The sequence below is a fragment of the Alkalimonas collagenimarina genome (genome assembly GCF_030717845.1).
Taxonomy (GTDB): Bacteria; Pseudomonadota; Gammaproteobacteria; order Enterobacterales; family Alteromonadaceae; genus Alkalimonas; species Alkalimonas collagenimarina.
In genome coordinates this window covers 95,902-108,080 of sequence record NZ_JAUZVZ010000002.1, presented here as the reverse complement: position 1 = coordinate 108,080, position 12,179 = coordinate 95,902, and the positions used below count along the sequence as shown (strand labels likewise).

Genomic DNA, 12,179 nt, shown 5'->3' with positions numbered 1-12,179 from the left:
TACTATGACGCATCTGGTTTTAATTGACGCTCTGAATCTGATACGCCGTTTGTATGCAGTGCAAGAGCGGCCTTATCTGCCATTGCCGGATCAACTGAATGCATCCACGCGTCAACAGATCGTGCAAAACACCTGGCATGCGTTGGAAAAAGCGTTGCTCGGTATCATTCACTCGTGCCAACCCACCCACCTGCTGGTGGTGTTCGACAGCCCTGAGCCGACCTGGCGTCACCAGCTCTACCCTGCTTACAAAGCCAACCGAAGCCCGATGCCAGAATTGCTGCAGTCTGCTTTAACCGAACTATGTCAACGTATCGAGGCCATGGGGATTCAACACGTGAAAATGCCTGGTTTTGAAGCCGATGATATCATCGCCTCATTAGCCAGCAAGATGCGACAACATCAACAACAAGTGACCGTAGTCTCGACCGATAAGGGGTATCTATCCTTGCTCGACTCTGGCGTCACCATCTACGATCACTTTCGCCGCGAGTCCGTTTCAGAAGCTGCAATTACACAGAAATTTGGCCTGCCTTCGCATCGACTGATCCGTTACTGGAGCTTGGTCGGAGACAGCACCAATAACATCAGTGGAGTACCAGGTATTGGGCCAAAAACTGCCTTGGATCTGTTGGCGTTAGGCGATACCTTCAACGATATTATGCAGCACCCGGATTGCCCCAAGGCGATGATGAACAAACTAGCCGAACACAAAGCAGATATTTTGACCTTTATGCAGCTTTTTCAACCACGCTGTGACATCGAAACCGGCCTGAACCTTCAACAATTGCGATACCCGCAAACATCCCTACCGGCGGAGGGCTCTCATGGTTAGAGTTATTGCATGGCTGGCAGCCGGTTTAGTAGCTTACCTGCTGATCACTTTAGCGATCGTGAAGTATTACCCAGATGATCCATCGCAAATGAACTGGCAGATCAGAGAAGCATTCAATGCTAAATACATTCAAAACCTGAAGCTGGAAGACGATGTTCGACAGCAGCAAGTGATTGATCGACTCGGCGGCCCGGATATTACCAGAGCGTACCGCCATGATGGCGAGGTCTATCAATTGCTGTATTACCGCACGCACCGCGCGATTGCAGATGGCATCACCACCGAGGACGAATGCACCGCACTATTTTTTATAGAGCGTCAATTGGTCGCCATCGGCCATGAAGCTTTAGAGCGCTATGAACAACACCGACCTATCAACCACTAAAGCCGCCAGCTGGCAGCCCTTTTATCAACAATTGCAGTCCTTTTACCTGCTAACTAAGGATGCGAGCCAAGCTGAGCAGCTTACAGAAACAGCAGAGCAATTGGCGAAGCAGTTGATTGTGTTGACGGAGGACAGCGAGTTGCTGCTGTTTGCGCAACTGCAATTTCAACCAGCGGATGTTCATTTTACTGCCAGCATTGCCGTCAAGCAGGCTTGTTTGGTGCTGGTGATCGCTCGGCAGCTCAGCTGGCCTGCTGTACTGATGCATCAATTAATCAGTAGTGTCTTTTTAGGCTTAGCGGCGGTCAGTACTGTATTGGATGCACAGAAACCTGAGCAACGGGCCTCCAGCATGTTACTGAGATACCCAGCCCGTTATGCCTTAGCCAAATTAAAAGCTCAGCTGCCTCTGTATGCCAGACAATGGTTCCAGCACTGTTACGACAGCGAATCTCAAAAGCGGCCATGGCGACACAACCCCTACAGTGATGTGTTGAGTATCAGCAGCCAGTTGTGTTGGTTAATGAGTAAAGCCCCAGAAGCTGGCTTGGCAGTAGCACTACAAACTTGTTATTGGCGTTGCCAGCATGCGCAAGAGCGCTTATATCTTGCGCAGTTAGCCGCGACAGGACCAGCCCTATGGCAATGTGGCAGCATTGTCGCTAATGAACAAGGCGATAGCTGGCTGCTGCTGGAGCAACAAGCAGAGTTATTACTGGTGCTACCGATCGAACAGCAGCAGCTCAAACCACCGATCCGTTCACTAAAGGTAACAGAGCAACAATTCACACTGCAAGCCGGCTCACCCTTTACGCACTGGCACTGGTTGCACAGCATTGCACAAGCAGAAACCAGTGATTTGATCCAAACCCGCTTTCCTGCCACTGAGCCACAAATGTTAGCACCAGCGCTGATTAAGCAATTTTGTCAGCAATCATTGTCACAACAAGTGAAGGCGCTACAACAGGACCCAGTCAGTTACCAGCTGCTGCTCGAAGCTGCCAGCCTGCAAAACCGAGAGCAACAGCAGGTAAAAGAGACAAAACATGCCCTGCTGCTGTTAGGCGCAGCACAACTCCCTTGGCTGCTGGCTCAAGCGCAGTGCCAGCGCTTTTGCCACCATCAGGCTCAGCCGCATCATGCCTTGCTGCATCAACTGCAACAGTGCCTTTATGTCGCGCTGCAACTGCAATCTGTTGCCATGCCTGCGCCACAATTGCAGTTACTCTCCTGGCTGCTGGTACTGCCATTGTGGCAATTGCCTACACTGCGGCTGCTACCTAAATACTCTATTCCCGCAGTACAAACCTTTCATAGCGCTTGTTCTCGCCATACCTGGCAATCAGAGCAGTATCTAACACGGCTGCAGCTGCTTATCCGAAGCTATGGCTTCGACCAAAGCTTGCATAAAGCTCTGGTGCATTTTCGCATGCCGCAAAGTGCCGATGCCCAAACCGCTCAAATCAAACAATTAAGCCATCAATTGTATCGTGCTTGGCAACTAAGTTATCTGGCTGTCTTTGAACCACAACCCGCGACCGCGAACCTCTCGGCTCGTGCAGCAGAACAACTACAAGCTTTAGTGGAACGGCATGCCGTATATTACCCTTTGCAGGGTGCCTAACTCGCAACATTGTAGTTTTATTACTAGCTTTATGACGGTATTAAGACAACCAGACCGTATTAGAAAGTAACCTTTCACCAAACTGGCAAAATTTTCCGAAAAGTGCTATATTTCGCCGCGATTTCAGGCATTCCAGCCTCTCCCAATTTCATACCAACATTAGTATAAGGTTTCTCATGAGCACTCAAACCATTACGGTCATCAAAGGTGATGGCATCGGTCCGAGCATTGTCGAAGCAGCCATTCAGATCCTCGACAAAGCAGGGTGTGATTTCAATTACGAATACGTCGATGCCGGTTTAACCGCTTTAGAAAAAACAGGTGATTTGCTGCCAGAGGCAACGTTGGATGCCATCGCCCGTAACAAGATCACGTTAAAAGGCCCACTGACCACGCCGGTTGGCGAAGGCTTTACTTCCATCAATGTAACCTTGCGCAAAAAGTTTAATTTGTACTCCAACGTCCGCCCGGTCATCTCGTTTAAAGGCACCAAAGCCCGTTACGAAAATATCGATATTATCACCATCCGCGAAAACACTCAGGGCATGTATTCTGGCCATGGTCAGGTGGTTTCAGAAGATGGTTTAATCGCCGAAGCCACCAGTATCATTACCCGTGATGGTGCCGAGCGCATTGTCCGCTTCGCCTTCGAGTTAGCCCGTCGCGAAAATCGTCAAAAAGTTACTGTGGTGCATAAAGCCAATATCCTTAAGTCAACTTCAGGCCTGTTCTTAAAAGTTGCCCGCGAAGTGGCAGCTGAGTATGCAGATATCACCATGCAGGAAATGATCGTCGATAACACCTGCATGCAGTTGGTGATGAACCCACAGCAGTTTGATGTCATCGTCACTACTAATCTGTTTGGCGATATCTTGTCTGATTTATGTGCTGGTTTAGTCGGCGGCTTAGGCATGGCACCTGGTGCCAATATCGGTGAAGACTGCGCGATTTTCGAAGCCGTACACGGCAGCGCCCCGGATATCGCCGGTAAAAACCTCGCCAACCCGAGCTCAGTGATCTTGGCATCTATCCAAATGCTGGAGCATCTGGGCATGAAAGACAAAGCCGAGAAAATTAAAGCTGCCCTAACCGATGTGATCGCCAGTGGCGACCGCACCACCCGCGACCTCGGCGGCAGCCACGGTACCACCGACTTCACCGCCGCAATGCTAGAGCGTTTGTAACTTCCACTCGCTTACTCCAATTAAAAACCGCCGCTGGCGGTTTTTTAGCCATGGTGGGTTGGTGTTGTACTACAGTGAATTGATCCTCCATATACCTTTTGCTTGTTTAGCGAGAAACAGTTGCCTTGAATCGATAGTTTCTGGGGTCCATTTATCATATCTTTCAGCCAAATTTTTTGTAAGACTGACATTACTTTGACTTAGAACTAGCTTTTTCTCAGGATAACTTTTATTCCCAATAGAATTATTAAGAGACTTCTCGAGAATTACCATGTTTGCGAGACGGTATACGCATTGCGAGTGCTTTACATCGCTAAAATCATCCCACCCACTTTTCACTTTTTGAGGTAAAACATGCTCGATATTATACCTACTTGTTGTCAAATCTATCGAGTCCATCGAAATCTTCTCACCTAAACGTTTGAGAATATACTGTACGACTTTTTGGTTACGAGAGTTCGTTGTTTTCAGCTGCTTGGTAGCAAATGCACCTGAAAATTGAGCATCATCAGGATAAATATCACGCAAAGCCTCTATAATTCCCTGTCCTGATGAGAGCTCTCTATTTTCAATTTTAATCGCGACTGAGCTATATAACCCTTCCTGATCTTGAGGTGGAAGGCTACAAATGACATTGTATCGAAAAGAAATTACGGAAATTGCTTCTAGGATGGAAGTAAAGGTCGAACGTTCACTATCATAAAAACGCCGATATGCTGACATTAACATAGCCATCGGTTGTTTCACTCCAAACATACTAAGCTGGCTTAATGCCTCTTTCTCTTTTACATTCCATACATTACTTGTCGGGTCTCTCAAATTTGCGTAAATTTCCGAGTTGACCTCCAAATCTCTCACTAATTCAAACGCCTCTTCTTTGCTAGATATTGACTTTTGAATGGTCTTGAAAAGATCCTTTTTACGTACCAAGCGATTCTTACTATTCCAAAAAATACGAAGTAACTCTGGAAAACTTTCACTACTCAGCAGACCAGTGATGTATTCCCAAGAGGACTCTAAGTCATCTAAAATTGAATCATGAGGGTCATCACTACTAAGAACTGAAAATAAATAATTCTTAAGTAGGTCGGTTGATGATAATTTCACACCACGAGCATTCAGAGTTTCAAATACTTTAAACGCATTAAGTTCATCAGTTACTGTTATAACAGTAAAAAATAATTTATCTACTAAGGAGTCAATAAAACCGGTAACCTTTTGCCCGCTATTGTCTTCAAAACCAAACTTCGATTCGACTCTGCTGCCAAACCAAGCATAAGCTTTTCGCAGCATATGTTCTGAAGCTTTTAAATTTCTCGCAGGTATGTGCTCAGAGTTCACAGCCAAGTATGTTTGATAAAATCTGTCATTATGCTTATTTAATGTTAACTTAGATCTTGATTTAAGTGTAATTGGATCTATGTATCCAATGTAGCTTTCGCGCAGGACTTTTGCTCTTTGAGTATTATCCTCGGGATCAATGCCTTTTGAAATTAAAATCCTTAGATGATTCAATGCAGCTAATACAATAATACTTATTGTAGTTATCCGTTGCTGACCATCAATCACGGAGCTAAATTTCTTATTGTCAGAATCTTGAAGCACTAAATATCCCATATAGTGTTCATTTTCTGCATCTTCTTCGCCACTATACATAGCAAGTATGTCAAACCACAGCTCTTCCCAGTTTTCCTCAGACCATGAGTAATCACGTTGAAAAGGGGGAATGCTATAAGTTACATTATGACCAACTAGCTGACGAAAATTTTCATTAGCAGTACTAAGATTCATGATTTTCAATAATATTTATTATTAATTGATTAAATCTTATCACCTCGCTCCTGAATCCCCAAGCGCAAGTGTATTTCTTACATGAGAAAATCAAAGTGGTATAACCGATGTCATCACCAACGATGATCACACCACCATCGACCTCGGTGGCAGCCATGGCATCACCAACTTCACCGCCGCAATGCTAGAACGGCTTTAAGCCCTCACTCGCATCCCCTGATTTCTTGCACAAACATCCTATCATTAGTGTTAGCTTAAATTGTAAAAATATTTCTTACTTTCACTTTAAAATACTCATGTTAAATCAAAAAAAGTGGTACTAGCCAATATAGTTGCCAATCGCAGCCACAGTACTCACGACTAGAACCCAAAATATCGCAAGCGAACTTAGAACTAAAGTTTATTTTTAATTTACATTAAAGTTCAAATAACATTAAAATAAACCCTAATAGCTACATGATGATCTGTTATGTACACAAAATGAGTATGTGATCATGCATAAAATATTTACGTCAGCGCTGGTATTAATGCTGACACTCGCCTGTTTATCCGCGGAGGCTGTCGTGTTTGGTTGGTTGAAGAAGAAAGAATTACAGTTGTCGCCTGAAGTAGAAGGCGTCATCTTGCTTGAGGGACAAGCATTAACCGGAATAAGAATTACCAGAGATATAACTTATGGTGACGAAGTATTCAGCGATCACATTTTAACGGGAAAAGATGGTCGGTTCAGTTTACCAACCAAGGTAATAAGAGTAAGGGACTCAATGTTTGATACCAATGTTCGGCAAGAAATTTATGCTGAGCACGAAGGCAAGCTATATAAGCTCTGGCGAGCTCGCGCGCTTAACTCAGTTGATTACAAGAGCTTTAACCAATTACTGAGCGGTATGATATGTGAGCTGACTTCACCTGAGATGCTATTCGATTTGGAAAGAGAACCAACTCAGCCCGGTGTATATCTGATAGCCACAAGTATTTGTTCATTCATTGATGAAAGCCCTATTACAAACAAGGAACCGGCGTAATGGCTCAAACTCTTTCTCCTCAAATGGCCTCTGTTCTGGCCAATGCAGCCTATGACATTCGGAAAGCTGGGAAAAACGGCCTTTATGACTTAGATCTTCCGCCTACCGTCAGAAACAACTTCAACTTTGATTTGACAAGTGGACCTATACAAGGTATTTCAGGCGGAATGCTCTCACGCATGCTTAACCGTAGAACTGGCTTTGCTGTTGTTGGACAAGGAAAAAACCAATATCAGGGTGATACCGTTGTTGCTATACGCGGCACCTTTATGAAATTGAAATGGAATAAGCTTGAACTACGTGATGTGGTTACCGACTTGCATTTCGGTTTAGCTACTGGTGATAACCAAACCCGCATTCATGCTGGCTTTAATAAAGTATTTCAGAGTATTAAACCTGCTCTTTCTGAACAGCTTAACCCTCTACTTCGGGCGAATGGCAAAGGTACCGTGCATTGTGTTGGTCACAGCTTGGGGGGAGCTCTGGCACACCTCACCGCCGACTGGGTAAAACGCCAATACGGTAACCGTGTTTGCCTCTACACTTTTGGCGCTCCCAGAGTAGGACTTACGGAGTTTGCCAAGAAAACCACCACCAGCATTGATAAACACTTTCGCTGTATACATTCATCAGACCCTGTGCCCATGGTTCCGCTCTGGCCCTTTATTCATGCTCCATTCAACAAGCAAGAGTTTGTACTGGCACCTGGTTCGATGATCAACCCCTTCCATCATTCTATGGCTGGCTCACCAGGCTATATCAATACAGCCAATTCGCATAGTTGGCAACAGCTCACCCAAAATACCAGAACAAACTCCCAACCTGTTGTTTTACGTTATGCCGACCGATACAGAGCGTCTTTTACAACCTATTGGGCGCTTCGTATAACCGATGCCCTTATCACCATCTTGAAAAAAGCAGGGCAGCTAGCGGCAATTATGACAGCTGCTACGATAGGTACAGCCCTGACCTTTTACGATTTGCTGGCACATAGTATGGAGCAAATTGCCAAAGCAGCACCTGAATTTGCGGAAGATATAAAAGGTTTATTGGGCCATATGTTGGTCTTTGCAGGTAAAGTGACTACAACTATCACTGATTTAACAGCGCGTTTTATTCGCTGGGTATTTGATGTGACCGTAGGTGCCTTATATCGCGCAGTTCGTCAGGCGATGAAAAACCTGGAATAATATTTGGGATCAGATATAAATCAAGCTGCCCTAACCGATGTGATCGCCAGTGGCGACCGCACCACTCGCGACCTGGGCGGTAGCCACGGCACCACCGACTTCACCGCCGCGATGCTAGAGCGTCTGTAACTTCCACTCGCTTACTCCAATTAAAAACCGCCGCTGGCGGTTTTTTGTTTATTGGTTAGTGATTTGCTATCAAACAGCGGTATAAAACTGTCAATAAGCGGTTCCCTTACGAAACAAACTCTATTAGCATTAGTTATACCAATTCATTACGTTAGCAGCCACTGAACAACGTGCCTGATCAAACGCGAGCACCTTGGTACAAAAAGGATTAACAATGCAATTTTATGAGTTTGGTGACCCGGAGGGCACCGCGTTAGTTTTTTTCATGGGAACCCCTCAAAGAGGTGAGGCTGGAGAGGAGCTTTCCGAGCTCGCTAAAGAGCTCCACATTCGACTGATTTGCCCTACCCGCCCTTGGTATGACGATCAACAGCTCGAGCCCTCGTTCGAAGTTTGCTCAAATCAGACCCTGCAATATCTCCAAGAACGTGAAATCAGCTTCTGCCATGCGATGGGAGGAAGCGGCGGCGGCCCATTCGCGTTGCATTTCTCTGCAAACAATCCTGCCATTGTTAAATCTTGCTATCTTCTGGCCTCTATGGGAACACCAAGCATTTTCGTCGAGAAGGTAAGTTCTCCTCCAACACTGCAACTTCTTAGTCTTATGCAAGAATACGAGTACCAGCAAGCCATAGAGCAGCTTGGTTTATGGGGGGTACCACAAGATCTGGCGCATGGTGCATGGGCTGACTTCAAAGTACTTCTTGGGTCGTGGAGTGCAATCCCACTTAATGCCTCACCAATGGTTTATTTTCATCATGGTGAAGGAGATGAAAATGCACCTATTGAGAGCGTCCTGGATCTGGCAACACAATTGCCAAAGCATGAATTTCGCGTATCGCCATATGCTAGCCATGAGGGAATGGCAGAAGATGAGTCTTGCACCGAAATCGCGAAGATATTCAGGGAGATAAACACGCCCTAGATAGAGTCACGCAGCGCACAATCTAACCACTTCGCTCAAAGCCAATCACATAAACAGCAGCTTTGAGCGAGAAGTGAAAATCTTACTTGCGCTGAATATGCACCGTCACTTCTTCGCGATCGTGATACAAGTGCTTGGCCTGTATATGGTAATTAAGCCCAGCGCCTTGCAGCCGTTGATGAATATGATCCATCGATTGCGATACCACCTCATAGCGCTTTTTCATTGGCAGCTTTAGGTTAAAAATGGTTTCCTGACACCAGCCAGCGATCAGCCAGTCGCAGATGCGATCAGTGACCCGATTAGGTTGTTCAATCATATCGCAAACCAGCCAATACACATTTTTCTTTTGTGGCTCAAACTTAAAACCATCAACCTGATAATGTTTGACCTGCCCGGTATCCATCAGGCTTTGCTCCATCGGGCCATTGTCGATGGCGATGACCATCATGCTGCGGCGCACCAGCTGATAAGTCCAGCCGCCCGGGCTTGCACCTAAATCAACGGCTTTCATGCCCGGTGCCAGCCGCTTGTCGCGTTCTGATTCAGGAATAAAGGTTAAAAAGGCTTCTTCTAACTTTAAGGTGCTGCGACTCGGTGCATCCTTGGGGAACTTCAACCGCATAATGCCATTTTCTAATGGGTTGTTGTTCTCTGGATAACTCAGACCCAGCATAGCTTCTGTACCTGAAACCAAAAACAAATGCAGCACAGGAGCGGCCTTACAATCTTTAGCTTGCTTGGGCTTCGCCATCATCGCACCTTGCTGACGCAATGATAACCGCAGCGGCACCGTTAATTTGCGCGCCAGTGTCGATAAGGTTTTGCCGTCGTTGGTTTCCGGGTATTCTACCCGAATTTCACCACACCCCCTGATGTCCGCTGCAGCGGTGGCTTCTAACACGGTACTGACCCGATCATGCGGCATCAATTGCAGTTCAGCAGAAAGCAATAGGCACCACTGCCGGGTGAACACCAGTTTGGTGAGCGAAAAGGAACGATAAAAATGCAGTAATGCCTCCGCATCATAGGCTTCAAAAAGAACAAAGGCACTATGAGCGGTTAATTTGCAGAAACCGAATACATTGTTCTGCGCAGCTTTATCCTGAATTTCCGCCGCACATTCTTTTTCAAAACCTGAACGACAGTAAAGCAACAATTGCTTCATGGTATTTTCCTGAACCAAGGACTAAACGCGAGTAGCAGCCAGCCCACAATCAAAAGTTGTCCACCGATAGGCGCTAACCGGCCAACATGAAAAGGCAATTGAAACACAGCTGCCAGTAGTGTGTATACAAAAAGCCAACTGCCTAGATGCCAGCACAGAAGCACGGCTGCATAACGGCGACGACCCTGTGCGTGCAATGACAGCGCAAGAATAGCCAGCGTATGCATTGCCAAAATAGCCATGGCACTGAACAATCGATTTAGCGCCATGGCGTCAAGCTGCCCTTGCCACAAATGCATGGCAGCGGCTGCCAGTCCCACCCAGAGCGCACCATAGAGACCGGCAGCACTCAGACTAAACCGTTGCCACAATGTCATGAGGAGACCAACACATGATCAATAAAGTCTCTGCTGTGCTGCGCGGCCTGCTCAATCAGTTGTTGCTGTATCAGGCCACTTTTTTTGCGAGGTTTAAAACTGTGGTCGCCATCCTCTAGCCAGTGCAACGTCACCTCTGGCCATTGCTTATCGGCGAGTTCTGCGCGTGAGCCAAAGGTATCGCGGCTGCCTTGCAAAATAAGCAACGGCTTTGCTAACCCGGCAAAGTGATCGGTTCTGTAGATTGGTTTACCCGGGGCATGAAAAGGGTAACCAAAAGCCAGAACCCCGCGCACGCTGGCTGTTGCCGATAACATACTAGCGACACGGCCCCCCATCGACTTGCCACCAATAAACAACGGCACATCCTGCGGGCAGGATGCAATCTGCTGCTGAAAGCTCTGTTGCAGCACAGGCATCGGATTAGGCGGTCGCTTTTTTTGCTCAGCCACTTGCAGCTGCATGTAGGGAAAGTTAAAACGCCATACTTCAATACCCTGATGCACCAAGGCTTCAGCCTGCCACTGCATAAAGTCGCTGCTAGCCGAGGCGCCTGCGCCATGGGCGAACACTAATCGAGCGATTGGCTGAGCTGGCCGGTTAATCTGCGGCGACGGCATTGGTAAATTGTTGTTCATTAAATTGCTGTTGTTCCTCTTGCACCATGGACACCAGCCATTGGCGAAAAGCCGAAATTTTACCTAGCTCGGCTTGACTGTCACGACATACCAGATAATACGCATCTTTAGAAATAAGCACATGATGAAAAGGCACAATTAAACGACCCGAGCTGATATCCGGCCGCGCCAAAACATTGTGAGCCAGTGCCACCCCTTGCCCATGAATAGCCGCTTGCAACACCATGGAAGAATGACTAAAAATTGGCCCTTGGTTCACATTGAAGTGCTTAAAGCCTTGACTGCTAAACCAGGATTTCCATGCTTTTCTGGAACCATCATGCAGTAAATTATGAAACCGTAGATCGGTGACTTCCTGCAATGGCTTGCCCGAATTTAACAGCAGCGGCGAGCACACTGGCAATAGATATTCTGGCTGCAATTTATCAGAGCGCAAGTTACGCCAATAGCCCCGGCCATAATACACCGCTACATCGACATCATCGGTCAGCGAGCCTTCATCCTGATCGACCGCTTTGATACGAACATCGATGTCTGGGTGCTGCTCGCTGAATAAATTGAGACGAGGCACCAGCCATTGAATGGCAAAGCTTGGTTGCATACTGACCGTCAAAGAACCTTTGGCACCGCGGGCTAGCAATTTCTCAGTTGCTTCATGCAGTTGGACAAAAATATCTCGTATATCCTGAAAATACCCCTGCCCTTCTTCCGTCAGTAACAAGGATCTGTTTTTTCGCAAAAACAACTTTAAACCGAGATGATCTTCCAGCGCTTTGATCTGGTGACTAATGGCCGCCTGAGTGACAAACAGATCCTCCGCCGCCTTAGTAAAACTAAGGTGCCGGGCGGCGCTTTCAAAAGCTTTTAGCGCATTAAGAGGAGGTAAACGTCGGGCCATAGCTGGCAAA

Annotated in this window: 13 protein-coding genes; 8 read left to right on the top strand and 5 right to left on the bottom strand. The window is 46.6% G+C overall.

Going from position 1 to position 12,179, the window contains the following annotated elements; all coding sequences use genetic code 11:
* Nucleotides 1-4: 4 nt before the first annotated feature.
* The 4 genes from xni (at nt 5) to Q3O60_RS01705 (ending at nt 4,028) form a co-directional block, all read left to right on the top strand.
* Nucleotides 5-835 (top strand): flap endonuclease Xni, encoded by an 831-nt coding sequence (gene xni / locus Q3O60_RS01720; protein WP_305892171.1) that lies wholly within the window; start codon nt 5-7, stop codon nt 833-835.
* Entirely contained in the window at nt 828-1,220 is a 393-nt protein-coding gene (locus Q3O60_RS01715) for a DUF3192 domain-containing protein (protein ID WP_305892170.1), read from the top strand. Before xni ends, Q3O60_RS01715 begins: the two co-directional genes overlap by 8 nt.
* Nucleotides 1,192-2,844: a hypothetical protein gene (locus Q3O60_RS01710; RefSeq protein WP_305892169.1), complete on the top strand. Its 1,653-nt coding sequence runs from the start codon at nt 1,192-1,194 to the stop codon at nt 2,842-2,844. Before Q3O60_RS01715 ends, Q3O60_RS01710 begins: the two co-directional genes overlap by 29 nt.
* Nucleotides 2,845-3,020: 176 nt before the next feature.
* On the top strand, nt 3,021-4,028 hold the full coding sequence (locus tag Q3O60_RS01705; RefSeq protein WP_305892168.1) for an isocitrate dehydrogenase: 1,008 nt from the start codon (nt 3,021-3,023) through the stop codon (nt 4,026-4,028).
* Between the two features lie 69 nt (nt 4,029-4,097).
* Here Q3O60_RS01705 and Q3O60_RS01700 read toward each other — a convergent pair whose 3' ends face one another.
* Nucleotides 4,098-5,819 (bottom strand): DUF262 domain-containing protein, encoded by a 1,722-nt coding sequence (locus tag Q3O60_RS01700; protein ID WP_305892167.1) that lies wholly within the window; start codon nt 5,817-5,819, stop codon nt 4,098-4,100.
* A gap of 494 nt (nt 5,820-6,313) precedes the next feature.
* On the opposite strand from Q3O60_RS01700, the gene Q3O60_RS01695 reads away from it, so the two are divergent.
* The 4 genes from Q3O60_RS01695 (at nt 6,314) to Q3O60_RS01680 (ending at nt 9,088) form a co-directional block, all read left to right on the top strand.
* Nucleotides 6,314-6,844, top strand: coding sequence for a DUF6795 domain-containing protein (locus tag Q3O60_RS01695; RefSeq protein ID WP_305892166.1), 531 nt, complete (start codon nt 6,314-6,316; stop codon nt 6,842-6,844).
* A gap of 179 nt (nt 6,845-7,023) precedes the next feature.
* Nucleotides 7,024-8,034, top strand: coding sequence for a lipase family protein (locus Q3O60_RS01690; RefSeq protein WP_305892165.1), 1,011 nt, complete (start codon nt 7,024-7,026; stop codon nt 8,032-8,034).
* A gap of 3 nt (nt 8,035-8,037) precedes the next feature.
* Nucleotides 8,038-8,163, top strand: a complete 126-nt coding sequence (locus tag Q3O60_RS01685; RefSeq protein WP_305892302.1) for a hypothetical protein — start codon at nt 8,038-8,040, stop codon at nt 8,161-8,163.
* 214 nt (nt 8,164-8,377) lie between these two features.
* The gene (locus Q3O60_RS01680) at nt 8,378-9,088 is read left to right on the top strand and encodes an alpha/beta fold hydrolase (RefSeq protein ID WP_305892164.1); all 711 of its coding nucleotides are present in this window, start codon (nt 8,378-8,380) and stop codon (nt 9,086-9,088) included.
* A gap of 82 nt (nt 9,089-9,170) precedes the next feature.
* Here Q3O60_RS01680 and rlmM read toward each other — a convergent pair whose 3' ends face one another.
* Genes rlmM through Q3O60_RS01660 form a run of 4 tightly spaced genes read right to left on the bottom strand, consistent with a single transcriptional unit; the run spans nt 9,171 to nt 12,169 of the window.
* A complete protein-coding gene (gene rlmM / locus Q3O60_RS01675) occupies nt 9,171-10,256 on the bottom strand; it encodes a 23S rRNA (cytidine(2498)-2'-O)-methyltransferase RlmM (protein WP_305892163.1) in 1,086 nt (361 codons plus the stop codon).
* On the bottom strand, nt 10,253-10,633 hold the full coding sequence (locus Q3O60_RS01670) for a DUF423 domain-containing protein (protein WP_305892162.1): 381 nt from the start codon (nt 10,631-10,633) through the stop codon (nt 10,253-10,255). Before Q3O60_RS01670 ends, rlmM begins: the two co-directional genes overlap by 4 nt.
* On the bottom strand, nt 10,630-11,271 hold the full coding sequence (locus tag Q3O60_RS01665) for an alpha/beta family hydrolase (RefSeq protein WP_305892161.1): 642 nt from the start codon (nt 11,269-11,271) through the stop codon (nt 10,630-10,632). The genes Q3O60_RS01670 and Q3O60_RS01665 overlap by 4 nt, the downstream gene beginning before the upstream one ends.
* A complete protein-coding gene (locus tag Q3O60_RS01660; protein ID WP_305892160.1) occupies nt 11,234-12,169 on the bottom strand; it encodes a transcriptional regulator GcvA in 936 nt (311 codons plus the stop codon). Before Q3O60_RS01660 ends, Q3O60_RS01665 begins: the two co-directional genes overlap by 38 nt.
* Nucleotides 12,170-12,179 lie beyond the last annotated feature (10 nt).

Coding starts and splice junctions, on each gene's coding strand:
- xni (WP_305892171.1), top strand. CDS start 5: ATGACGCATCTGGTTTTAATTGACGCTCTGAATCTGATACGCCGTTTG.
- Q3O60_RS01715 (WP_305892170.1), top strand. CDS start 828: ATGGTTAGAGTTATTGCATGGCTGGCAGCCGGTTTAGTAGCTTACCTG.
- Q3O60_RS01710 (WP_305892169.1), top strand. CDS start 1,192: ATGAACAACACCGACCTATCAACCACTAAAGCCGCCAGCTGGCAGCCC.
- Q3O60_RS01705 (WP_305892168.1), top strand. CDS start 3,021: ATGAGCACTCAAACCATTACGGTCATCAAAGGTGATGGCATCGGTCCG.
- Q3O60_RS01700 (WP_305892167.1), bottom strand. CDS start 5,819: ATGAATCTTAGTACTGCTAATGAAAATTTTCGTCAGCTAGTTGGTCAT.
- Q3O60_RS01695 (WP_305892166.1), top strand. CDS start 6,314: ATGCATAAAATATTTACGTCAGCGCTGGTATTAATGCTGACACTCGCC.
- Q3O60_RS01690 (WP_305892165.1), top strand. CDS start 7,024: ATGCTTAACCGTAGAACTGGCTTTGCTGTTGTTGGACAAGGAAAAAAC.
- Q3O60_RS01680 (WP_305892164.1), top strand. CDS start 8,378: ATGCAATTTTATGAGTTTGGTGACCCGGAGGGCACCGCGTTAGTTTTT.
- rlmM (WP_305892163.1), bottom strand. CDS start 10,256: ATGAAGCAATTGTTGCTTTACTGTCGTTCAGGTTTTGAAAAAGAATGT.
- Q3O60_RS01670 (WP_305892162.1), bottom strand. CDS start 10,633: ATGACATTGTGGCAACGGTTTAGTCTGAGTGCTGCCGGTCTCTATGGT.
- Q3O60_RS01665 (WP_305892161.1), bottom strand. CDS start 11,271: ATGAACAACAATTTACCAATGCCGTCGCCGCAGATTAACCGGCCAGCT.
- Q3O60_RS01660 (WP_305892160.1), bottom strand. CDS start 12,169: ATGGCCCGACGTTTACCTCCTCTTAATGCGCTAAAAGCTTTTGAAAGC.